Below are 23,093 nucleotides of genomic sequence, written 5' to 3'. Positions count from 1 at the left end.
AAGAACAGATGAGCACCGGCGCCAACATGGTGAGCGACGGCGGCTACAGCATTCAGTAATCCATTTTTTGTCGTGAGGTTTTGTCATGTCCACCGTCACCGAACGCACACCTGAACAACTCGCCCCGAGCATCCCGAAAACCATGCAGGCCGTGGTCTGCCATGGCCCGGAAGACTACCGCCTGGAAACCGTCGATGTGCCCACGCCCGGGCCTGACGAGATCCTCACCAAAGTCGAGCTGTGCGGCATCTGCATGGGCGACATCAAGACTTATCGCGGCGCGCCGTCGTTCTGGGGCGATGCCGAGCAACCGCGCTACGTAAAACCACCGATGATTCCCGGGCATGAATTCGTCTGTCGCGTGGTTGCCCTCGGCCCAGGCGCGGAAAAACGTGGCGTGGCGGTCGGCGACCGAGTGATCTCCGAGCAGATCGTGCCGTGCTGGGGCTGCCGTTTCTGCAACCACGGCCAGTACTGGATGTGCCAGAAGCATGACCTGTATGGCTTCCAGAACAATGTGCAGGGCGCCATGGCCCAGTACATGATCTTCACCAAGGAAGGCATCATCCACAAAGTGCCGGAATCCATCGCCCCCGACGAAGCCATCCTGATTGAACCGCTGGCCTGCTCACTGCATGCCGCCGAGCGCGCGAATGTCGACCATGACGACATCGTGGTAGTGGCCGGTGCCGGCACCCTGGGCCTGGGCATCATCGGCGCCGTGCGCCTGCGCAATCCGAAAAAGCTGATCGTGCTGGACATGAAACCCGAACGCGCCGCCCTCGCCCTGCGCATGGGCGCCGACGAAGTGTGGAACCCGGCGCAAGTCGACGTCATGGCAAAAATCCGCGCGATCACCGACGGCTATGGCTGCGACATCTATATCGAAGCCACCGGGCACCACAAGGCGGTGAACCAAGGCCTGGCGATGCTGCGCAAGCTGGGGCGTTTTGTCGAATTCAGCGTCTTTAATGATGAGGCCACGGTAGATTGGTCGATCATCGGCGACCGCAAGGAGCTGGACATTCTGGGCTCACACCTGGGCCCGTACATGTACCCGCGTGCCATCGACTTTATCGGCAACCGCAAGATCGATATGCGCGACGTGGTGACCCACAAATTTGCGCTGGCGGACTTCAAGGAAGCGTTTGCGGTGATGGAGCGTGGGGACAAGTCGCTGAAGGTTGTACTGGAACCTTAAAAACACCCCCCATCCCATTGTGGGAGCTGGCTTGCCTGCTCCCACAATAGGATGGGGGGGCGTCCTTTAGAACAAGAACAGGAACCCGCGTTATGAATCGAGTGATCAACGATCCGGACCAAGTGGTCGAGGACATGCTGCGCGGTATTCTGGTCGCGCACCCCGAGCTGCGCCAATACGAGTCCAACCCACGCGTTATCGTCAAAGCCAAGCCCTCGAACAAGGGCCACGTGGGCATCGTCACCGGCGGCGGCTCCGGCCATGAACCCGCCTTCCTCGGCTACGTCGGCCCAGGCCTGGTGGACGCCGTGGCGGTCGGTGAAATCTTCTCTTCGCCCACCGCCAAGAGCTTTTTCGACGCCTTCCGCGCCGCCGACCATGGCGCGGGCGTGGCCTGCCTATATGGCAACTATGCCGGCGACAACATGAACGTGAAGCTGGCGATGAAAATGGCCGCCAGCAAAGACATGCACATCCGCACCGTGGTCGCCAACGACGACGTGGCCTCCGCGCCCAAGGCCGATATCGCCAAACGCCGTGGCGTGGCCGGGGAAATCTTCATGTGGAAGATCGGCGGTGCCGCCGCCGCCCAGCATTACGACCTCGACGGGGTGATTCGCGTCGCGCAGAAAACTGTCGATCACTGCCGCTCGATTGGCATCGGCCTCACCCCGTGCACCATTGCGGCGGTGGGCAAGCCAAACTTCCAGATCCCCGACGGCCAGATGGAACTGGGCATCGGCCATCACGGCGAACCGGGCATTGAGGTGATCCCCATCGAATCCGCCGCCGCCATGGCCGAACGCATGCTCGCGCCGATCCTGGCCGACCGTGATTTCAGCCAGGACGACAGCGTGGTCGTGCTGGTTTCCGGCCTGGGTGCCACGCCGATCATGGAGCTGTACATTTTCTACGCCGAGGTGGAAAGCCAGCTCAAGGCCAAGGGCTTGAAGATTCACCGCTGCTACGTGGGCAACTACTTCACTTCCCTTGAGATGATGGGCGTGACCCTGACTCTGCTCGGCCTCGACGCTGAGCTTAAAACCCTGATCGACCAACCCTGCCGCTCCCTCGGCATGACCCAGGCGGAGTGAACCATGAGCCAGCATTTTTCCACCCATGACGGCAGCGCCATCGTCGCCGACTTGGTCAGCGTGATTGTGGCCAACCGTGAATACCTCAGCGAAGTCGACGGCGCGATTGGCGACGGCGACCACGGCATCAACATGGCCAAGGGTTTCGCCCATTGCGGGCGCACTATCGAGGGCCGGCAACTGACCCTGGCCGAAGCCCTGGACGAACTGACCCTGAGCTTGATGGAAGGCATCGGCGGCTCCATGGGCCCGTTGTACGGCAGCCTGTTCATCGGCATGGCCGACGAAGTGCGCGGCCGTGAAGACATCGACGCCGCGACCTTTGCCCACCTGCTGCGCGGTGGCCTGACCTCGTTGCAAGACATCACCGAGGCAGGCGTGGGCGACAAGTGTTTGATGGACACCCTGATCCCGGCGGTTGAAGCGTTTGAACGCGCACATGCCGCGGGCGCATCCTTCAACGATGCGCTGGAATCAATGAAAACCGCCGCCTCACAAGGGCGCGACTCGACCAAGGATCTGGTTGCAAAAATCGGCCGCGCCAGCCGTTTGGGTGAGCGCTCGCTGGGCGTGCTGGATGCCGGGGCGGTGTCGTGCTGCCTGATACTGACGCGGTTGGCGGATTCGGTTCAACCGAAGTTGGTGTAGCGCCCCAGATGACCCCTTCGCGAGCAAGCCCGCTCCCACATTAGATCGAGTTCCAGCATTTGGAATGCGGTCGAATGTGGGAGCGGGCTTGCTCGCGAAGGCAGCAACACCGTTAACCCGCAAAGTACCCCACCCGCCGCGATCAAGCCTCCACCTTAGCTACCTGCTTAACCTGCTGGATATACCGCACCACCGCCGGCGCTTTCTCAAAGCGCCGGTGAATCAGCGACAGCCACGACGCGGCCTCGCTGCCCTTAATGCTGCGGTACACCACACCCGGCAAACTCACATGCCCGACCATCGACGCCGGTACCACCGCCACGCCCTGCCCTAACGACACCCGCGCCACCACCGCGACCAACCCACCCGGCTGCGGCCCCAGGCGCGGAGCAAAACCGCCCTGGGCGGCGACGTGCAAGGTGCCGCTGATTTGCTCCGGCAAGATGAACGTCTCGTTTTGCAGGTGCTCACAGCCGATAGCTTTGAGCCCCAACAGCCAGGAATCCTGCGCCAGCGCCAACACAAACCCTTCGCTGTCCAGGCGCACGGCCTCAACGCCGTCGGGCAGGGTCAGCGGCGAGCGGATATAGCCAATGTCATAACGCCCGTCCGCCACTGCACTCGGCAAGGTCGCCATCGCGCATTCGCGCACATTCACGCTCACATCGGGAAACGCCTGGCTGAACGCTTGCATCTGCCGCTGCAACAACCCGCAGTACACCGCCGAGGCCACGTAGCCCAACTCGACATGGCCGATCTCCCCGCGCCCGGCGCGCTGGGCATTGCGCTGGGCAAATTCAAATTGGCGCACCGTGGCTTCGGCCTCAATCAACAACGCGGCGCCGGCTTCGGTGAGGCTGACTTCGCGTTGCTGACGGATAAACAAACGCGTGCCCAGGCTGGCTTCCATGTCCTGGATCTGCCGACTCAAGGTCGGCGGCGCGATGCCGAGCTGCGCGGCGGCGCGGGTGAAATTGCGCTGACGGGCAACGGCCAGGAAGTAGCGGAAATGGCGGATTTCCATCGCAGGATTAGCTCAAAGGTAATGAAGTGCTTCAGGCCAGCTAATAGAACGAGCTGCGGGTGGGGATAAGCTCAGCGTACCTCAACACTAGAGAGCCTATGCGATGTTAGTCAACTGCCTTTCCCCTATTGCCTGCAAGGTAATTAAGCCATGAACCGGGCCAGTCCGCGTTTGACGCTACTGACCGCCTCCGGCGCGTGTTCGCTGATCGTGCTCGACACCAATATCGTCGCCGTGACCCTGCCGAGCATCGCACGTGACCTGGGCGCCAACTTCGCTGACATCGAGTGGGTGGTCAGCGCCTATATGCTCGCGTTTGCCGCTTTGTTGTTGCCGGCCGGCAGCATCGCCGACCGCTTCGGGCGCAAGAAGACCCTGATTTGGGGCTTGAGCATTTTCATCCTGGCCTCCCTGGGCTGCGGTGCGGCGCCCACTGCGCTGCTGCTGGATGTCGCCCGCGCAGTAAAAGGTGTCGGCGCAGCCTTGTTGCTGACGTCCGCCCTGGCGTCCATCGGCCATACCTTCCACGATGAAGTGGAACGCGCCAAAGCCTGGGCGTTCTGGGGCGCGTGCATGGGCGTGGCGATGACCGCCGCGCCCACCCTGGGCGGCGTGATCACCGAATACCTGGGCTGGCGCTGGATTTTCTACCTCAACCTGCCCGTGGGCCTGGGCTTGATGGCATTGGTGCTGCGCGCGATTCCAGAGTCGCGCGACACTCAGTCGGCGCGGCTTGATCCATGGGGCAGCCTGGCGTTCAGTGCGAGCCTGCTGTGCCTGATGTGGGGGCTGATCGAGGCCAATCGCATCGGCTGGGATAATCCGCTGACCTCTGCACGCCTGATCGGCGGCGCGGTGCTGCTGGGTGTGTTTGTGATCGTCGAGCGTGTGCAACAACGGCCCATGGTGGACTTGCAGCTGTTTCGCCATCCGCGTTTTATCGGCGCCCTGCTCGGCATGTTTACCTATGCCGGGTGCGCCCAAGTAATGATGACGTTGCTGCCGTTCTACCTGCAAAACGGCCTGGGCTTCTGCGCGATTGCTTCGGGCCTGGGCATGTTGCCGTTTGCACTGACCCTGCTGATTTGCCCTCGGATCGGCGCACGCCTGGCGGGGCGTTTTGCGCCGGCGACGATGATGGCGACCGGCTTGACCCTGGTCGGTTGCGGCAACCTGTTGAGCGCCTGGGCGGTGACGGCGGGCGGCTACCTGCCCTTCGCCCTGGCGATTGCCGTGACCGGCGCCGGTGCGGGCCTGCTCAATGGCGACACGCAGAAAAACATCATGGCCTGCGTGCCACGAGACCGCGCGGGGATGGCCTCGGGCATGAGCACCACCATGCGTTTCAGCGCAATCATGTTGGCTATCGGTGTGTATGGGGCATTGCTGAGCAGCCATAGCGAACAGTTGCTGAGGGCGAGCATCGATCCGCAGTGGCAGGCTCAGGTGGCGGGGATTGCATCGCGGGTGGTGGCAGGTGATATGCCAGCAGCGATGGGTGTGTTGCCGGAACCGGCACGGGTGCAGGTGCAACCGCTGGCGCGGCAGGCATTTGTGGGTGGCTTCAGCGCGGTGTTGTGGGTGGCCGGTTTGTTGGGGCTGCTGGGGGCGTTGGTGGTGGGGACTTTAATGAGGAAACCGATTCCCTCAGTACAACACCCGTCTTCCAGGCTGACTCAGAACTAAATGTGGGAGCGGGCTTGCTCGCGAATGCGGTCGTTCAGTTAATACATGGGTTGACTGACACACCGCATTCGCGAGCAAGCCCGCTCCCACAGGGGGATTACCTATACTGGGCTTACCAGAACCGCTGCTGAGTCAATCGGCTCCACCAGGTCAGCAGCACGCGGTCCACCGAGCCGCTGGCCGCCAAGCCTACCCGCTCCTGCAGGCTTTTACGCTCGGCATAATGCAGGTGGAACACCTCGGCGGTCTTGGCCTTGGTGGCCAGGTATTCGTCGCTGGTTTGCAGCTCGTCGACCAGTTGCTTATCGAGCGCTGCAACACCCAGCCAAACTTCCCCGGTCGCGACCTCATCAATCGCCAGCTGTGGGCGATAACGCGAGACGAAGTTCTTGAACAGCTGATGGGTGATGTCCAGGTCTTCCTGGAACTTCTCACGGCCCTTCTCGGTGTTTTCGCCAAACACAGTCAGGGTGCGTTTATATTCACCGGCGGTCAGCACTTCAAAGTCAATGTCGTGCTTTTTCAGCAGGCGATTAACGTTAGGCAACTGCGCCACCACGCCAATCGAGCCGAGGATGGCGAACGGTGCGCTGATGATCTTCTCGCCGATGCACGCCATCATATAGCCGCCGCTTGCCGCGACTTTGTCGATGCACACGGTCAGCGGCACACCGGCCTGGCGAATACGCGCCAGTTGGGATGAGGCCAAGCCGTAGCTGTGCACCATGCCGCCGCCGCTTTCCAGGCGCAGCACCACTTCGTCCTTGGGCGTGGCCAGGCTCAGCAGTGCGGTGATTTCATGGCGCAGGCTCTCGGTGGCCGAGGCCTTGATGTCGCCATCAAAATCCAGCACGAACACGCGCGGCTTGGCTTCGGGCTTCTTCTTGCTGTTCTTCTTTTCGGTCTTGCTTTCGGACTTGCGCAGAGCCTTGAGCTGGTCCTTGTCGAGCAGGCTCGACTCCAAGCGCTCACGCAGGCCTTTGTAGAAATCATTCAGCTTGCTGACCTGCAGTTGGCCGGCAGACTTGCGACGGCCTTTGCTGCGCAGCGCCGCGAAGCTGATCAGTACCACCAGAATAGCGACCACCAGGGTGACGGTCTTCGCTAGAAAGCTCGCGTATTCAGCCAAAAAATCCATGTGTCTCCTTAAAAATGCACGGCGCCAGGCGCGGATTGCCCAAGCATACCGACGCGATCGTCAGGCGGCCAGTGCTCAAACCGCCAGCAGCCAAGCCGCTCTAACGCGCTTTTAAAACAAGCGTATGTTTTTTCATTGACAGCTCGAAGGCATCCTCATAACCTCGCCAGACTTTCAACGTACCGGGAAAACGGACGTGGGCAGCATTTATCTGATTCGACATGGCCAGGCCTCCTTCGGTGCAGACGACTATGACGTCCTGTCGCCCGTCGGCGTGGAACAAGCGCAAGTACTCGGGCGCCACCTGGCCGACCTGGGCCTTACGTTCGACCGCTGCATCGCCGGCGACCTGCGCCGCCAGCAGCACACCGCCACCGCCGCATTCGATCAATACAGCGCCCTGGGCCTACCGGTTCCGCCTCTGGAAACCGACCCGGCGTTCAACGAGTTCGACGGCGAGGCCATCATCCGCGCCCTGCTCCCCGACTTGCTCGCCAGCGAACCTCACGCTGTGGATGTGTTGCGCAATGGCGCGCAGAACCGCAGCGAGTTCCAGCGCATCTTCGCCTTGATCATCGAGCGATGGCTGGCCGGTACTTATGATCCACCGGGGCTGGAAAGCTGGCTGGGGTTTGTCGAGCGTGTACAAGGCGGCCTGCAACGGATTCTTGAAGCCGCCGACAGCTCGCACAAGATCGCCGTGTTCACCTCCGGCGGCACCATCACCGCTCTGCTCCACCTGATTACCCGAATGCCTGCTGCCCAGGCCTTCGAACTGAACTGGCAAATTGTTAACACCTCGCTCAACCAGCTGAAATTCCGCGGTCGCGAGGTGGCACTGGCTTCCTTCAACAGTCATACCCACTTGCAACTGTTGAAGGCGCCGCAGCTCATCACTTTCCGATGAATTGTGGCCAACCGTGACCCCAAGGTCACTGGACTCTACCTGAAAGGATCGAAACCATGACTGACGTAGCCAAAGCTGTAGAAGCAATGAAAGCCAAATTCAACCCGGCCGCTGCCGACGGCCTGGACCTGGTGTTCGGTTTCCGTATCGACGAAACCCAGAACTTTTCGCTGGTGGTGAAGAACAACACCTGCGAACTGCTGGAAGGCGAAAACCCGGACGCCCAAGTGACCCTGGTCATGGACGGCGACACCATGAAAGGCATCGTCGACGGTTCCACCGACGGCATGCAGGCCTTCATGGGCGGCAAGCTGCGCACCGAAGGCGACATGATGCTGGCGATGAAGCTGAGCGAGCTGTTCCCGGCCTGATAACGCCGCGCTCAAAAAAATCCCGCCAATGGCGGGATTTTTCGTTCAGCCAGCCTCCCGATCAACGGGTGCCGGCGTTATCCATCTGTTCAAATGTGTCCATGTACGCGGGGTCATTACCATCGTTCTCACGAATGTAACGCCCTTCGTTCTCGTCGGTGATATCACCGGTATTGACGTCCAACCCAATCACGATCACCACCTTGTATTTACCCATCTGCAAATACATGTCGTAGAGGTCCTTGGGTTCGTCAGGCGCCACAAAGAAGCTGTAGGTGTAACGCACACGTCCCGTCAATACAGGCCACTGTGACTCAAGCGTGCGGGTATCGAGGGATGAGTCGAAGTTTTTAATCCCGCGTATCGCGGCCTCTACCAGCTTGTCATTGTCCTTGGCCGTGAAGACCACCGGATGCTTGCGCGTCATCGAGCGCATCGGGCTGGGATCAATGTCCGTTTCAAGACGGTACATGCCGCTGCTGAACCATTTCGTCGCATCGAAGGTGTCGTCACCTTTCTCGCAGTCGCTGCAATGCATCATCAGGGGCGCCGCAACACTTGCCTGGGCATACAGGGACGTGATGAAAATACTGGTGGTCATCAGCAATGCACCCAAGAGGCTCGCATTGCGAAACCGCGCGATAACATTCGCCATTGTCTACATCCTTGTCTTAAGGGGCGGCGAATTTACCTGATTCAAACCGTTGCCGGCAGGATTTTTTTGCATGCAATTTCTGAATCGATGCAGCGCCAATGTGGGTGCTGGCAAGCCAGCGCCCACGCCCGTTTGCTGGTGACTTTTAAGTTTTCGGCTGCAACAACAACGCCACCAACGCACTCCACCCCGTCTGATGCGAAGCACCCAACCCACGCCCGGTCTCGCCATGAAAATATTCATGGAACAACACCAAATCACGGCTGGCCGGGTCGGCCTCCAGTTGCGCATAGCCCGCCATCGACGGCCTGCAGCCATCCTCATCCCTTAAAAACAAGCGCGTCAGTCGCTGGCTCAGTCCGTCAGCAACCTCCTCCAAGGAAGCCAGATAACCACTGCCCGTCGGGTACTCCACCGAGAAGTTATCCGCGTAATACCGATGAAATTCGCGCAGCGACTCGATCAGCATGTAGTTCACCGGCATCCACAACGGCCCACGCCAATTGGAGTTGCCGCCGTACAGGCGCGAGTCGGATTCCCCAGGCTGGTAACGCGCGCACAGCGTGTCGCCATTCATCTTCAACGCCAGCGGCTGTTCGGCAAACGCCTTGGACAAGGAGCGCACGCCAAAGGTGGACAGGAACTCGTGGTCATCGAGCATGCGCCGCAACAGGTCCTTGGTGCGCTCGCCGCGCAACAGCGCCAGCAACAGGCGATTGCCCTGCCCCGGCTCGTTCCAGCGTGACACCAACTTGGCCAGGTCCGGTCGGTGGTGCATGAAACCCAGCAGCCGTTCGCGCAAGCCTTTAAGGCCCTCATGCTCGCGCTGCTCGAGCACCAGCACCGCAAACAGCGGCATCAGGCCGACGATGGAGCGCAGGCGCACCGGCTCGTTCTGGCCGTCGGGGCGGTGCAAAACGTCGTAGAAGAACAGGTCCTGCTCATCCCACAGGCCTTCGGCGCTGTCATCGACGCGGTTGATGGCGCCGGCGATATACAGGAAGTGCTCGAAAAACTTCACCGCAATGTCGACATACACCACGTTGCGCTTTGCCAGCTCCAGCGCGATTCGCATCAGGTCCAGCGCATAGGCCGCGACCCACGCCGTGCCGTCGGCCTGATCCAGCTGATAGCCCGACGGCAACGCGGCCGAGCGGTCGAACAAAGCGATGTTGTCCAGACCCAGGAAGCCGCCCTGGAACAGGTTGCGACCCTCGGCATCCTTGCGGTTGACCCACCAAGAAAAATTCAACAGCAGCTTATGGAAAATCCGCTCGAGGAAATCCATGTCGCCGACACCGGTCAGCGCCTTGTCCTGCTGATACACCCGCCAACTGGCCCAGGCATGCACCGGCGGGTTGGCGTCGTCGAAACGCCATTCATACGCCGGCAACTGGCCGTTGGGGTGCATGAAACGGTCCTTCACCAGCAGCAGCAACTGTTGCTTGGCATACCCTGGATCGATCAGCGCAATCGCCACTGCCTGGAAGCCTTGGTCCCAGGAGGCGTACCACGGGTATTCCCAGGTATCGGGCATGGAGAGGATGTCGAAGTTGGACAGGTGCCGCCAATGGGTATTGCGGATATGCAGGCGCTCAGGCGGCGGCGCGGGCTGGGCCGGGTCGCCGTCGAGCCATTGGTTCACATCGAAATAGTAGAGCTGCTTTGACCACAGCAACCCGGCCAGGGCCTGGCGCTGTACATTGCGCGCGTCCGCGTCGCCGAGACCGTGTTGCAGGGCGGCGTAAAAATCATCCGCCTCCTGGCGGCGTTGCTCGAACAGCTTGCGCGCGTTGACCTCGGGCGCATCCCCAGGCGCAAAACGCAGGTACACGATTTTGCTTTCCAGGCCAGCCAGTGCCAGGATGAACCGCGCGGCGACCTTGGTGCCCGCGTCCCGACGAATCGCCGATTGCACGCCATCCACCACATAATCGTTGATGCCGTCCTTGAACGGCCCGGGTGCCAGCTGCCCGTCGAGCCGGGAGAAGTTGCTCTCGTTTTCGCAGAATAACCATTCAACCCCGTCCTGGCCCCAGGCGCTGAGATGGCGATCGGAAAGTTCATGATGGCAAGCGATTATCTGCTCACCGTCGAGCCGCAACTGCGGCTTGGGTGCATCTAAGGTCCAACTCCAGTCATTGCGCGCCCACAGCTGGGGCAGCACCTGCAAACGCGTCGGCTGGTCCGAGCGGTTATGCACGGTGACCTTCATGAAAATATCGTCGGGCTGATGCTTGGCGTATTCGACGCTGACATCGCAGTAGCGGTTGTCTTCAAACACGCCGGTGTCGAGGATCTCGTACTCGGCATCCTCAAGCCCGCGGCGGGCGTTCTCGGCGGTCAGGTCGGCATAGGGAAAAGCCGCATGCGGGTATTTGTAGAGCATGCGCATGTAGGCATGGCTCGGTACGCCATCGACGAAAAAGTACAGTTCCTTGACGTCTTCACCGTGGTTGCCCTCGGCGTTGTTCAGGCCGAACAGGCGCTCCTTGAGGATCGCGTCGCGCTCGTTCCACAGCGCCAGGCCCAGGCACCAGCGTTGCGCCTTATCGCTGAAACCGGCCAAGCCGTCCTCGCCCCAACGGTAGGCGCGGCTGCGTGCATGTTCATGGGGGAAGTAGGCCCAGGCATCCCCGTCTGCGCTGTAGTCTTCGCGCACCGTGCCCCACTGGCGTTCACTCAAGTACGGGCCCCACTCACGCCAACGCTCAGCCTCTTGCGTTGCCAGGCGTTGGCCTTCGATCGTTTCAAGGATGTTGGTTGCGGGCGTAGCCGTCATCGGGTCCTCCAGCACTGGCGCAGTGAGGGGCAGTGTAGAACCCATCCACGCCTGGATGCACATGAAGTCTCATCCATGCGCCGAAAAAAACAGGCCGCTGATTAGGCGGCCTGCGTTTTTTCGGTGCTGCAAACGTGCGCGTTTTTTAGAAGATCGCGTAGGTATAGTTGAAGATCAGGCGCGTTTGATCCTGATCCGCAGTGCCGGTGTTGTGCCCGTGATACGTACCGGTACGAAAGGTGGTGCCAAAGCCTTTGAGCGGGCCGGCCTGCACCACGTAATCCAGGCGGAAGTCGGCTTCGTTTTCTTTCTGATCAGCGCCGCCCGCCACTTTGGACTTGATGTCGGTGCCGTCCAGGTAAGCCACGGAAGCCTTCAAGCCCGGTACATAGGCCTTGAAGTCATACGAGTACTGACCAAAATTGACTTGCTCGCCCGCACGGGAGAACTGGCCAACCACGGCGTCGGTGAACAGGTAGAAGTCGCTGCCGCCAGCGCCTTGTTGGTGCGGGTCGGCGAGGCTGCCCTGGTTGACCCACACGAAGCCACCATCGTCACTCACGCCGATATGGCCAAGCATCAAGCTGCTGCCGCCCAACTGGTAGGTGAACGCAGCGCTGTAGGTTTTGTTGTCCACTTCGCCGGCGTGCTTGGCGTAGCCACCGTTGTTGTTGAACGCATAGCCGCTGTCGCCATTCTTGCCGTCGCTGGTGCTGTCGAAGTAGCGCAGGTCAGTCTTGAACGACTGGTCATTGCCCAACGGCAGTACGTGGACAAGGCCGAAATAGTTCTGTTTGTAGAAGTCCTGCAGGTTGGCGTAGTAGTACTGCAACGTCAGGTTTTTCGCGATGGCGTTGTCGGACGAGCCGAACGGTTTGTAGTCCACACCACCGAACTTGAAGCTGTCGCTGTCGCGCGTACCACCGGCGACGCTCAGGCCCGTCGAGTTGCTGGACGCACGGCCTTCGGCCTTGTTCAGCTCACCGCCGGTGAAGGTCACGTTAGGAATGTCACTGGAGGTGAGGATGCCGCCGTCAAAAGTCTGCGGCGCAACACGGCTGTCGTTGGAGACCAGGATCGGCAGCACTGGGGCCAAACCGCCACCGACGTGCAACTCGGTCTGGGAAATCCGGAACTTCACGTTGCCGGCTGCGCGAGCGAAACTGTCGGCGGGTTCGGTGCCGTTGTTTTTGGTCGGGAAGAAGCTGTTGCCGTTCCCCGCCAGGCCTGGGCCAGCGGCGTGGCCGTCGCCACCATCAAGACGCAAGGCGCCGAACGCCATCACGTCGAAACCGACGCCAAGGGTGCCTTGGGTGTAGCCGGATTTGTAGTCGAAACGCAGCAAAGTCGCGGCTTCGCGCAGATCGTTGTTGGTCCCCGAGCGGTTATCTGCGCTGTAGTACATGGTCCGCGAACTGACCGCCGCATGGCTGTCTTCAAGAAAGCCACTGTGACCTGTGCCCCTGCCCAGAGCGCCGAGACCAAAATCATCAGCGCACGCTTGTTGCGCAAGCAACGCTGCGGTGATGGATAACGCCAGTGTAGAAATTTTCATGTGTAACAGCCCCTAAACATATTTTTATGTGCGTTGTGTGCAAAACGGCGTTTTCATCCCTACAAACGTGACGATTGTTTCATGAGGGCCGGGGCGCACCTCGTGAAGAATTTGTTAGGAAAAGGGCTGCGAAAATGAAATTTTGCCGTCGCCGTTTTTTGTCATATTCACGTCATCTCATTCATTTGCAGAATGAAGTCCAGAGGAATCTTCGTTTGCAAGCCGCCATTAAGCTCAACAAAATCGGAGATAGGCCACGCTCATCACAATAGCCATCAGGAATTTTTCTATGCCAACCACCCCGCATGTCAGCCCTGACGAGATCCGCAAAGGCTTCTCCAAGGCCATGTCCGACATGTACCGAGATGAAGTTCCACTTTATGGTGCGCTGATGGCGCTGGTGGCCGAGACGAATACTCAGGTGTTGGCGAGTGATTCGAGCCTGGCCCGGCAGTTACGCCGCACGGGCGAAATCGACCGCCTGGACAGGGAGCGCCACGGCGCTATCCGCCTGGGCACCGCCTTTGAGCTGGCAACCATTGGCCGCTTGTTTGCGGTGATGGGCATGCAACCAGTGGGCTACTACGACCTGACCCCAGCGGGTGTGCCGGTGCATTCCACCGCCTTTCGCGCCGTGCATGAACGCTCACTGCAAACCAGCCCGTTCCGCGTGTTTACCTCGCTGCTACGCTTGGAACTGATCGAAAACCCCGAGTTGCGCGCCTTCGCCGACAGCGCCCTGGCCAAACGCAAGATCTTCACGCCAGGCGCCTTGGCGCTGATCGAACAAGCCGAACGCGACGGCGGCCTCAACGCCAGTGATGCGGATGAATTTATCCGCCAGGCCCTGGAGACCTTCCGTTGGCACCATAGCGCCACTGTCACAGGCCAACAGTACCAGCAACTGAGCAACCAGCACCGCCTGATCGCCGACGTGGTGGCCTTCAAGGGCCCGCACATCAACCACCTGACCCCACGCACGCTGGACATCGACCAAGTGCAAGCCGCCATGCCGGGCAAAGGCATCACGCCCAAAGCCGTGATCGAAGGGCCGCCGCGCCGCCACTGCCCCATCCTGCTGCGCCAGACCAGTTTCAAGGCCCTCGACGAGCCTATCGCCTTCACCGACGCCAAGGGCAGCCACAGCGCGCGCTTCGGCGAAATCGAACAGCGCGGCGTGGCGCTGACGCCCAAGGGCCGCGCCCTCTACGACCAACTGCTGAACGCGGCACGCGACGAATTGGGCGCCTTCCCGAATGAGGCGAATGCCGAGCGTTATGTGCAACTAATGGAACAGCACTTCCAGGCGTTCCCCGATAACCACACGCAGATGCGTGAGCAGGGGCTTGCGTACTTCCGCTATTACGCCACTGAGCAAGGCCTTGCCGCACGCGGCCAGGCCGATCAACCGCGCACGCTGGAGGCACTGGTGGCTGCCGGGCACATGGACGTGGAACCGTTGGTGTATGAGGATTTTCTGCCGGTGAGTGCGGCGGGAATATTTCAGTCGAATCTCGGGGAGGCGGCGCAGAGTCACTACGCGGCCAATTCAAACCAAGCCGAATTCGAGAAGGCGCTGGGCCGTCAGACGGTTGATGAGTTGAAGCTGTATAGCGAGACGCAGCAGCGCTCTATCGATGAATGTACTCGGGCGCTGCTGGGGTGAAATGAGAGTGCCCGCCCGGCTCAACAGCGCAATCCTTGCGCCAAAAAAGTCCCCAGAGCCGGGTGGACGGGGCGCATCTTAAACAGTGAAAAGCACCCTGTCCCTCAGACAATTCTGAACAAATATGTCCGCGCCCTGAAGGAACGCGGGCTGCCATTTACCCCAATTGCTGCACAATCTCGTCTTTAACAGACAAGCGCTTCTCCTTCAGCTTCTTCAGTTCCTCATCGCTGCCAGCTGCCTTTTCGGCAGTCACTACCAAGTCATCGACAGTTTCGTATTTATCAAACAGCGCATTCAGATGGGGATTTTTTGCCCGGCGCTCGTCGACATCTTGCTTGCTCAAACCCAGGTCCTGTAACAGGTCGTGTTTTACTGGCATGGAGCACCTCCGCAAGTTGATCAATGGCCTACACCCTTGAAGCTAGCCCATTCGAAGGGGTGTTGTCATGTCCAGGGTCAATGCATCCCCGTTCGTCGTAATGCGGGCGATGGGATCAAACCTTTACCGCGCCCTGCCCTCCACTGTAGATCGCCACTTGAGGGAGAACGGTTTCATGACTCGCGCCGCCACTGCTGTCGACACCCAATGCATCAACACCCTTCGCACCCTGGCCATGGATGCCGTGCAGAAGGCCAATTCCGGCCACCCGGGCACGCCCATGGGCTTGGCGCCGGTGGGCTACACGCTGTGGAGCCGGTTCCTGCGTTATCACCCCGAGCACCCCGATTGGCCTAACCGTGACCGTTTTGTATTGTCGGTGGGGCATGCCTCCATGCTGCTCTACTCGCTGCTGCACTTGGCCGGCGTGGTGGAGATTGATGCCCACGGCAAACGCACAGGCCAATCGGCGATCAGCCTGGACGATATCAAGCAATTCCGGCAGATGGGCTCCAAGACCCCGGGCCATCCCGAATACCGCATGACCACCGGCGTTGAGACCACCACCGGCCCGCTGGGCCAGGGCTGCGCCAACAGTGTCGGCATGGCCATGGCCCAGCGGTGGCTGGGCCAGCGTTTCAACCGCGACGACAAGATGCTGTTTGACTACAACGTCTACACCCTGTGCGGTGACGGCGACATGATGGAAGGCATCAGCAGCGAAGCGGCGTCGATGGCCGGGCACTTGAAGTTGGATAACCTGTGCTGGATCTACGACAACAACACCATCAGCATCGAGGGCCATACCGAGCTGGCCTTCAGTGAGGACGTGATCAAGCGTTTCCAGGCCTACGGCTGGCACACCGTGCACGTCACCGACGCGAATGACTTGCAGGCCTTGAGCACGGCGCTGGAGACCTTCAAAGCGAATACCGGCGCGCCGACCCTGATTGTGGTCGATAGCGTGATCGGCTATGGCTCGCCACACAAACACAACACCGCAGCCGCGCATGGCGAGCCGTTGGGCGCAGATGAAATCCGCCTGACCAAGGCCGCTTACGGCTGGCCGCAGGATTCCAGTTTCCTGGTGCCCGATGAGGCCCGCAGCGTTTTGCGTGATGCCCTGCTGGAGCGTAGCCAGCCGCTGTATGAGCAGTGGAATGCGCGGCTGTCGCAGTTGGAACAGTACGAACCGGAACTGGCGGATGAACTGCGCCGCATGCGCGCGGGTGAAATGCCCGAGCATTGGCAACATGAGCTACCCAGCTTCGACACCGACGCCAAAGGCGTGGCCAGCCGTGCCGCCGGTGGCGAAGTATTGAATGCCTTTGCCCAGCAAATCCCCTGGCTGCTCGGCGGTTCGGCAGACTTGTCGCCATCGACCAAAACCAACCTCACCTTCGACGGCGCCGGGCGTTTCAGTGCTGACGATTACAGCGGGCGTAACCTGCACTTTGGCATCCGCGAGCACGCCATGGGCGCGATCGCCAATGGCATGGCGCTGTCGTATCTACGGCCCTATACCTCGACGTTCCTGGTGTTCAGCGACTATATGAAACCGCCGATTCGGCTGGCGGCGATCATGGAGTTGCCAGTGGTGTTTGTGTTTACCCATGACTCGATTGGTGTGGGTGAAGATGGGCCGACGCATCAGCCTATCGAGCATCTGACGCAACTGCGTGCGACGCCGGGGTTGCTGACCTTGCGGCCAGGCGATGCCAACGAAACCCTGGAGTTGTGGAAGGTCGCCCTGGCGCAAACCCATCGGCCGAGTTGCGTGGTGTTGTCGCGTCAGGCATTGCCGACGCTGGACCGTAGCCAATATGCAGCGGCGTCTGGCGCGGCCAAGGGCGCTTATGTGTTGGCGGCTGCTGACGCGCCCAAGGTTCTGCTGTTGGCGACGGGCAGTGAAGTCAGCCTGGCGGTGGCGGCGTATGAGCAGTTGAAAGGCCAAGGGATCGCGGCGCAGGTGGTGTCGATGCCGAGCTGGGAGCTGTTTGAAGAACAGGACCAGGCCTACCGCGACAGCATGTTACCGCCGGCGGTGAAAGCGCGCGTGGTGGTGGAACAGGCCGGGCCATTGGGTTGGGACCGGTATGTCGGGCAGACCGGCGCCAAGGTGGTGATGAACAGCTTTGGCGCGTCGGCGCCGTTGGCCAAGTTGCAGGAGAAATTTGGGTTTACGGTGGAGAATGTGGTGAAGCTGGCTAAAGAGCAGATTCAACTGACTCAACACTGATCAAAGACTGTGGGAGCGGGCTTGCTCGCGAAGGCGGTGGGTCAGTTAGACATGAGCTGACTGACCCACCGCCTTCGCGAGCAAGCCCGCTCCCACAATTTTGACCGAGTTCGGCTGCCAGCACCGCAGTGCTCTGCTTTTCTGTGGGAGCTGGCTTGTCGGATCGCCGCACCGCTGCGATGCAGGCACCTCGGAGTATCAGGCATAACCAATTGATGCCATCGCAGGCAAGCCAGCTCCCACATTTGATTGAGTTCAGCCTCCAAGATCAGGTCGGCTGTCAGGCCGCCTCGGCTCTGCTCTTGATCTAACCACTCAGGTCGGCTACTAGGCCGCCTTGCTCTTGCTTTTGATCTTAGGCGCCCCGTTAACCACGCTGGCCGAACGCAGGCTTTGGAGCGGGGGTAAACCGGCAGGACGCCGGTTTAGCCGCGATGGGCCAAGGATGGCCCATCGCGGCGGCCCCCGCTCCAAAGCCTGCGTGAGGGCACACCGAGCCTAAGCGAGGTGCCGAGTGGTGGGGCAAGAGCGTTTTGGTTACTTTTGCGCTCTTTCAAAAGTGACCCGCTGTAAGAGCGGAACCCATATCAGCCATCACCCAAATAACGGATATGTACCCAGCGCCCCCCCAAAACAACCACACAATTCAATTCGAAAAAAAGATGTGTAGATACCAGGCAAGCCCGCCCCCACATTTCGACCTCATAGTTAGTTAAATCAGCTCTCGGCTCAGAAACGGCGCAGTACGGCTAACCTTGCTTTTCGCCACCTTCTGCGGCGTGCCACTGACAACCACCTTCTCGCCCAAATCCCCCGCCCCCGGGCCGATATCAATCACCCAGTCACTCTGCGCCACCACGCGCATTTCATGCTCCACAACCACCACCGTGTGCCCGGCGTCTACCAGATGATTCAGCTGGCTGAGCAAGCGGTCCACATCCCGTGGGTGCAGCCCGGTCGTCGGCTCATCCAACACATACAACGTGGCGCCTCGCGCGTTGCGTTGCAGCTCGGTCGCCAGCTTGATGCGCTGCGCCTCACCACCGGACAGTTCCGTCGCCGGCTGGCCCAAGCGCAAGTACCCCAGGCCGATATCGCGCAGCACCTGCAACGAACGCAACACGCCCGGTTGTTCGGCAAACACCTCGACCGCCTGCTCCACGGTCAGCGCCAGCACCTGGGCAATGTTCAAGCCCTGCCAGTTGATCGCCAGGGTTTCGGGGTTGTAGCGCGCCCCATGGCAGGTCGGGCATGGCGCATACACGCTGGGCATAAACAGCAGCTCAACGCTGACAAAACCCTCGCCCTCGCAATTGGGGCAGCGGCCTTTGGCGACGTTGAAGGAGAACTGCCCAGCATCGTAGTGGCGCTTCTTGGCCGCCTGCGTGGCGGCGAACAGTTTGCGCACGTTGTCGAACAGCCCGGTGTAGGTTGCCAGGTTGGAGCGCGGCGTGCGCCCGATAGGTTTCTGGTCTACTTGCACGAGCCGGCGGATCTGTTCCAGCCCGGCGCTGATACGCCCGCCGCTGGTTTGCGGGCTGTCGTCTTCCAGGCTGGGGTCTTCGTCACTTTCCACCACGCGACCCAGGCCCATACCTACCAGTTCCAGCAGTGCCTGGCTGACCAGGCTGGACTTGCCCGAGCCGGAAATTCCGGTCACCGCCGTGAAGCAACCCAACGGGAAATCCACGCTCAGGCCATTGAGGTTATTGCGCGTCACACCTTCGAGTTTCAGCCACCCGGAAGGCTCACGGCGCGACTGATTCGAAGGGCGCCGTTCGGCGAACAAATATTCACGCGTCTGCGAGGCCTTAACCTGCGCCAAACCGGCAGGCGGGCCGCTGTACAGCACTTGCCCGCCATGCTCGCCGGCAGCTGGCCCCACGTCGATCAGCCAATCGGCGCGGCGCATGGTTTCCAGGTCATGCTCCACCACAAACAGCGAATTGCCCGCCGCCTTCAAACGCTCGAGCGCAGTGAACAAGGCTTTCCCATCTGCCGGGTGCAGACCCGCCGATGGCTCATCCAGCACATAGATCACGCCGAACAACTGCGAGCCTAATTGCGTGGCCAGGCGCAGGCGCTGCAACTCCCCGGACGACAGCGTTGGCGTGCTGCGTTCCAGGGACAAATAGCCCAAGCCTAACTCGGTCAAGGTACTGACACGCTCGAGCAAATCCTGGGCAATGCGCTGGGCGGTAAGACGCTTTTCCACCGACAGTTTCATTTTGTCCTGCCCCGCCGCTACTGGGCGCAGCAGCTCGGCCAACTGCGACAGTGATAACTGCGACAACTCACCAATATCCACCCCGGCGAACTTCACCGACAGCGCCGCCTTGGTCAGCCGTTTGCCCTCGCACAACGGGCAGGCACTGCCTCGCATGAACTGCGACACGCGCTTTTTCATCAGCGCACTTTGGGTGTGGGTGAAGGTGTGCAAGATGTAGCTCCGCGCGCCGCTGAATGTGCCCTGGTAACTCGGCTCCAGCTTGCGCTTGAGTGCGTCGCGGGTCTGTTCAGGGGTGAAGCCTGCGTACACCGGCACGGTGGGGGTTTCTTCGGTGAACAGGATCCAGTCACGCTGCTTTTTCGGCAGCTCGCGCCAAGGGATATCCACGTCGTAACCCAGGGTCACGAGGATGTCGCGCAGGTTTTGCCCTTGCCAGGCCAACGGCCAGGACGCCACCGCGCGCTGGCGAATGGTCAATGAAGGGTCGGGCACCATCAGCGCCTCGGTCACTTCATACACCCGGCCCAGGCCATGGCACTGCGGGCATGCCCCTTGGGGCAGGTTCGGCGAAAAGTCCTCGGCGTACAGCATCGCCTGCCCCGGCGGGTAGCTGCCGGCGCGGGAGTACAGCATGCGGATCAGGCTCGACAAGGTGGTCACGCTGCCCACCGAAGAGCGCGCACTCGGTGTGCCGCGCTGCTGTTGCAGGGCCACGGCCGGTGGCAGGCCTTCGATGGCGTCCACATCCGGCACGCCGACTTGATCGATCAGGCGTCGCGCATAGGGCGCTACCGATTCGAAATAACGCCGCTGGGCCTCGGCATACACCGTGGAAAACGCCAAGGATGATTTGCCGGAACCCGAGACACCGGTGAACACCACCAGGGCATCCCGGGGGATGTCCACATCGACGTTGCGCAGGTTGTGTTCGCGGGCGCCGCGCACCCGCACAAAACCTGGGCGCTGGGCAGTGATCGTGGGAATGTTGCGCTGTGAAGTCATGGAAGACCTTATCGAGCAGTGAGCACGCTGCGCACCCGTTGCGTGAGGGCTTCGGGGCTGTAGGGCTTGCTCAGCAGATGAATGTCGGGGCTCAGCAGATGGTTGCTGGAGAGGATGTCGCGGGTGTGCCCGGAGGTGAATAGCACCGCCACCGGCGGCACTTGGGCGCGGGCCCATTCAGCCAGGTCGGTACTTTTGACCCGGCCGGGCATCACCACATCGGTAAAGATCAGGTCCGGCCGCACGCCACCCAGCAACGCGTGCATCGCACGGTCGCCGTCTACGGCGGTGAGCACGGTGTAGCCCGACTGCTCGAGCAAATCCACCACTGTCACACGCACGTCAGCATTGTCCTCGACCACCAGGATCGTCTCCTGGCCCCCCGTATGCGGCACGGGGTCAACCTCGGTGTCGTGGCTTTCCTCGCCGAGGCTGCGCGGGAAATACATCTGCACCACCGTGCCTCTGCCCTCCTCGCTCCACACCTCCACATGCCCGCCGCTTTGGCGCACAAAACCAAACACCATGCTCAGGCCAAGGCCGGTGCCGTGGCCCTCACGCTTGGTGGTAAAAAAAGGCTCGAACACCCGCGCCAGGATCGCCGCCGACATGCCCCTGCCGATATCCGTGACGGCCAGGCGCACGTACTCGCCTGGCTGGAGGCTCTTACCTGCACAGTCGTCGGGGTTGAGGATGATGTTTTCGCCGGTAATGCGGATCACGCCCTCGCCTTGCATGGCATCGCGGGCATTGATCGCCAGGTTGAGCAGCGCGTTTTCCAACTGGTTGCGGTCGACGTTGATGCACCAGGAGTCCTGGGGCAGCTGCACATCAATGCGGATGGTTTCGCCCAACGCACGCTGCAGCAGTTCGCCCAACCCGGCGTAAATGCGCTGAGGGTTATAGACGGCCGGCGACAGCGGTTGACGGCGGGCAAAGGCCAGCAGTTGCGAGGACAGTTTGGCGCCGCGCTCCACCGCCGCGATGGCCGCTGTGACACGCCGCTGCACCTGGGCGTTTTCCGGTTCATGCCGGGCCAGCAGGTGCAGGTTGCCGGCGATCACTTGCAGTAGGTTGTTGAAGTCGTGGGCCACGCCGCCGGTGAGGCCGCCAATGGCTTCAAGCTTCTGCGATTGGCGCAGTTGCGCTTCGGCGGCGGAACGCGCCTGCACTTCGGCAGCCACGCGTTGCTCCAGGTTATGGGTCAATTCCTGGCGCAAGCGCTCGGAGTTCACGTGTGCAGTGGTCTCCACCACAATCGCCAGCACGCCGGCCGGTTGCTGATTATCGCCGGCGATGGGGCTGTAATAAAGGTCCATCCACACATCTTCAGGCTTGCCATTGCGCAGCAGGACCAGTTCTTTGTTGTTGAACGACAGCGTGCCGCCCGCCAGGCAAGTGTCCAGCACATAGCGGTTGAACTCGGCCACTTCCGGCCAGCCCTGCTCCACGGGCGTACCGAGCAAATACGGGTGCCGCCCGCCGGCAAGCACCGAATAGCTGTCGTTGTAGATCATGTGCCCCGCCGGACCCCAGAGCATCACCATCGGTATGGGCGAGGCCAGCATCATCTGCACGTTGCAGGCCAGGCAGGTGCTCCAGCTGTCGATCGGGCCCAGGTCAGTGCTCGACCAATCGAAGGCACAAATACGCCGGGCCATTTCACCGGACCAGCCTTCACAGCCGTAGGGGTTAGATAAAAATTGCATCGGTTGGCTCTGTGCAAAGAGAGGGCAGTCGCAAGTTTTGGAGCACGCCAGCAGCAGATGGTTTCACTGGGTATACGTTAGGGGGTAATGCCGGCAAAAACCACTGGCCTCAGTGAAAATCTCGGCTACGCACGTGAATGCCTTCCAACAGCGGCGTCAGGTCGCTCAGGCGCCCGGCAATCAGGTGCCGCACCTCGCCTACCGCCTCCCAGCGCCCGTCGACTTTTAATAGCCGCGAACCGACCAGCGCCTGGCGTTGACGCTCGGCCAGGTCGCGCCAGACCACCACATTGAGGTTGCCGAACTCATCTTCCAGGGTGACGAAGGTCACCCCACTGGCGGTGCCCGGGCGTTGTCGGCCGGTGACCAGCCCCGCGACGCTGACATTGCGCCCATGCTCCACCGCCATCAGTTCAAGGGAGCTGCGGCAGCGGCGCTTACGCAACTCAGCACGCAGCAACGCCAGCGGGTGCGGGCCGAGGGTGGTGCCGACCGTGGCGTAGTCGGCGTGCAGGTCTTCGCCGACCGTGGGTGCCGGCAGCTCCACCATCGCCTCGTCGGGGCTGGGCAAACCAGCAAACAGCCCGAGTTGTTTGTGCACGCCCGCCACCTCCCAACGCGCCTTGTGCCGGTTGCCGGCCAGGGCGCGCAAGGCGCCCGAGTCCGCCAGCAACGCCTGGGCGCGGGCATCCAGCCCGGCGCGTTCGTCGAGGTCGGCAATGTCGCCGAACGAGCCGCCCTGGCGGGCCGCTTCGATCGCCCGCGACACGGCAGAGGGCCGTGTCGGGGAGCAGTGTGGGCGAC

At 61.2% G+C, this 23,093-nt stretch carries 17 protein-coding genes; 8 read left to right on the top strand and 9 right to left on the bottom strand.

Annotated elements, in window-relative coordinates:
- Positions 1–85: 85 nt before the first annotated feature.
- From E0F99_RS20740 to dhaL, 3 genes are all read left to right on the top strand, one after another.
- Positions 86–1,201, top strand: a complete 1,116-nt coding sequence (locus E0F99_RS20740) for an MDR/zinc-dependent alcohol dehydrogenase-like family protein (protein WP_083357987.1) — start codon at positions 86–88, stop codon at positions 1,199–1,201.
- A 92-nt stretch (positions 1,202–1,293) separates the two neighbouring features.
- Entirely contained in the window at positions 1,294–2,295 is a 1,002-nt protein-coding gene (locus E0F99_RS20735) for a dihydroxyacetone kinase subunit DhaK (protein ID WP_083357986.1), read from the top strand.
- Positions 2,296–2,298: 3 nt separating this feature from the next.
- On the top strand, positions 2,299–2,943 hold the full coding sequence (dhaL, locus tag E0F99_RS20730) for a dihydroxyacetone kinase subunit DhaL (protein WP_083357985.1): 645 nt from the start codon (positions 2,299–2,301) through the stop codon (positions 2,941–2,943).
- Positions 2,944–3,085: 142 nt separating this feature from the next.
- Here the strand turns inward: dhaL and E0F99_RS20725 are convergent, their stop codons facing one another.
- Complete coding sequence (locus E0F99_RS20725) at positions 3,086–3,967, bottom strand: LysR family transcriptional regulator (RefSeq protein ID WP_083357984.1); 882 nt, start codon at positions 3,965–3,967, stop codon at positions 3,086–3,088.
- Positions 3,968–4,117: 150 nt separating this feature from the next.
- On the opposite strand from E0F99_RS20725, the gene E0F99_RS20720 reads away from it, so the two are divergent.
- Positions 4,118–5,653, top strand: coding sequence for an MFS transporter (locus E0F99_RS20720; RefSeq protein WP_083357983.1), 1,536 nt, complete (start codon positions 4,118–4,120; stop codon positions 5,651–5,653).
- A gap of 112 nt (positions 5,654–5,765) precedes the next feature.
- Here E0F99_RS20720 and sohB read toward each other — a convergent pair whose 3' ends face one another.
- Positions 5,766–6,791 carry a protease SohB gene (sohB, locus tag E0F99_RS20710; protein ID WP_083357982.1) on the bottom strand — a complete coding sequence of 342 codons (1,026 nt, stop codon included), beginning with the start codon at positions 6,789–6,791 and terminating at the stop codon, positions 5,766–5,768.
- Positions 6,792–6,987: 196 nt separating this feature from the next.
- Here sohB and E0F99_RS20705 point away from each other — a divergent pair, with 196 nt between their 5' ends.
- Entirely contained in the window at positions 6,988–7,698 is a 711-nt protein-coding gene (locus tag E0F99_RS20705; protein ID WP_083357981.1) for a histidine phosphatase family protein, read from the top strand.
- Between the two features lie 56 nt (positions 7,699–7,754).
- Positions 7,755–8,069, top strand: a complete 315-nt coding sequence (locus E0F99_RS20700; protein WP_083357980.1) for an SCP2 sterol-binding domain-containing protein — start codon at positions 7,755–7,757, stop codon at positions 8,067–8,069.
- A 61-nt stretch (positions 8,070–8,130) separates the two neighbouring features.
- Here the strand turns inward: E0F99_RS20700 and E0F99_RS20695 are convergent, their stop codons facing one another.
- The 3 genes from E0F99_RS20695 to E0F99_RS20685 all read right to left on the bottom strand — a co-directional run bounded on the left by E0F99_RS20695 (position 8,131) and on the right by E0F99_RS20685 (position 13,061).
- Complete coding sequence (locus tag E0F99_RS20695) at positions 8,131–8,724, bottom strand: hypothetical protein (RefSeq protein ID WP_083357979.1); 594 nt, start codon at positions 8,722–8,724, stop codon at positions 8,131–8,133.
- 145 nt (positions 8,725–8,869) lie between these two features.
- Positions 8,870–11,506: an MGH1-like glycoside hydrolase domain-containing protein gene (locus E0F99_RS20690; protein ID WP_083357978.1), complete on the bottom strand. Its 2,637-nt coding sequence runs from the start codon at positions 11,504–11,506 to the stop codon at positions 8,870–8,872.
- A gap of 145 nt (positions 11,507–11,651) precedes the next feature.
- Positions 11,652–13,061 carry an OprD family outer membrane porin gene (locus E0F99_RS20685; RefSeq protein ID WP_083357977.1) on the bottom strand — a complete coding sequence of 470 codons (1,410 nt, stop codon included), beginning with the start codon at positions 13,059–13,061 and terminating at the stop codon, positions 11,652–11,654.
- 289 nt (positions 13,062–13,350) lie between these two features.
- On the opposite strand from E0F99_RS20685, the gene hglS reads away from it, so the two are divergent.
- Positions 13,351–14,727, top strand: a complete 1,377-nt coding sequence (hglS, locus tag E0F99_RS20680; RefSeq protein ID WP_083357976.1) for a 2-oxoadipate dioxygenase/decarboxylase HglS — start codon at positions 13,351–13,353, stop codon at positions 14,725–14,727.
- 157 nt (positions 14,728–14,884) lie between these two features.
- Here hglS and E0F99_RS20675 read toward each other — a convergent pair whose 3' ends face one another.
- Positions 14,885–15,109, bottom strand: a complete 225-nt coding sequence (locus E0F99_RS20675) for an HP1242/YdcH family protein (protein ID WP_083357975.1) — start codon at positions 15,107–15,109, stop codon at positions 14,885–14,887.
- 175 nt (positions 15,110–15,284) lie between these two features.
- Between E0F99_RS20675 and tkt the strand changes: the two genes are divergently transcribed.
- Entirely contained in the window at positions 15,285–17,348 is a 2,064-nt protein-coding gene (gene tkt, locus E0F99_RS20670; RefSeq protein WP_083357974.1) for a transketolase, read from the top strand.
- A gap of 712 nt (positions 17,349–18,060) precedes the next feature.
- Here the strand turns inward: tkt and E0F99_RS20665 are convergent.
- From E0F99_RS20665 to E0F99_RS20655, 3 genes are all read right to left on the bottom strand, one after another.
- Positions 18,061–20,580: an excinuclease ABC subunit UvrA gene (locus E0F99_RS20665; protein WP_083357973.1), complete on the bottom strand. Its 2,520-nt coding sequence runs from the start codon at positions 20,578–20,580 to the stop codon at positions 18,061–18,063.
- Positions 20,581–20,588: 8 nt separating this feature from the next.
- A complete protein-coding gene (locus tag E0F99_RS20660) occupies positions 20,589–22,289 on the bottom strand; it encodes an ATP-binding protein (protein WP_083357972.1) in 1,701 nt (566 codons plus the stop codon).
- 109 nt (positions 22,290–22,398) lie between these two features.
- On the bottom strand, positions 22,399–23,093 hold a 695-nt coding region (locus E0F99_RS20655; protein WP_242626918.1), incomplete at its 5' end, for an OB-fold nucleic acid binding domain-containing protein.

Origin of the sequence: Pseudomonas antarctica, assembly GCF_900624995.1 — a bacterium.
In the GTDB taxonomy this organism is placed as follows: domain Bacteria; phylum Pseudomonadota; class Gammaproteobacteria; order Pseudomonadales; family Pseudomonadaceae; genus Aquipseudomonas; species Aquipseudomonas antarctica.
The sequence above is the reverse complement of the archived record's forward strand: the minus strand, read 5'-3'. Positions and strand labels throughout refer to the sequence as shown.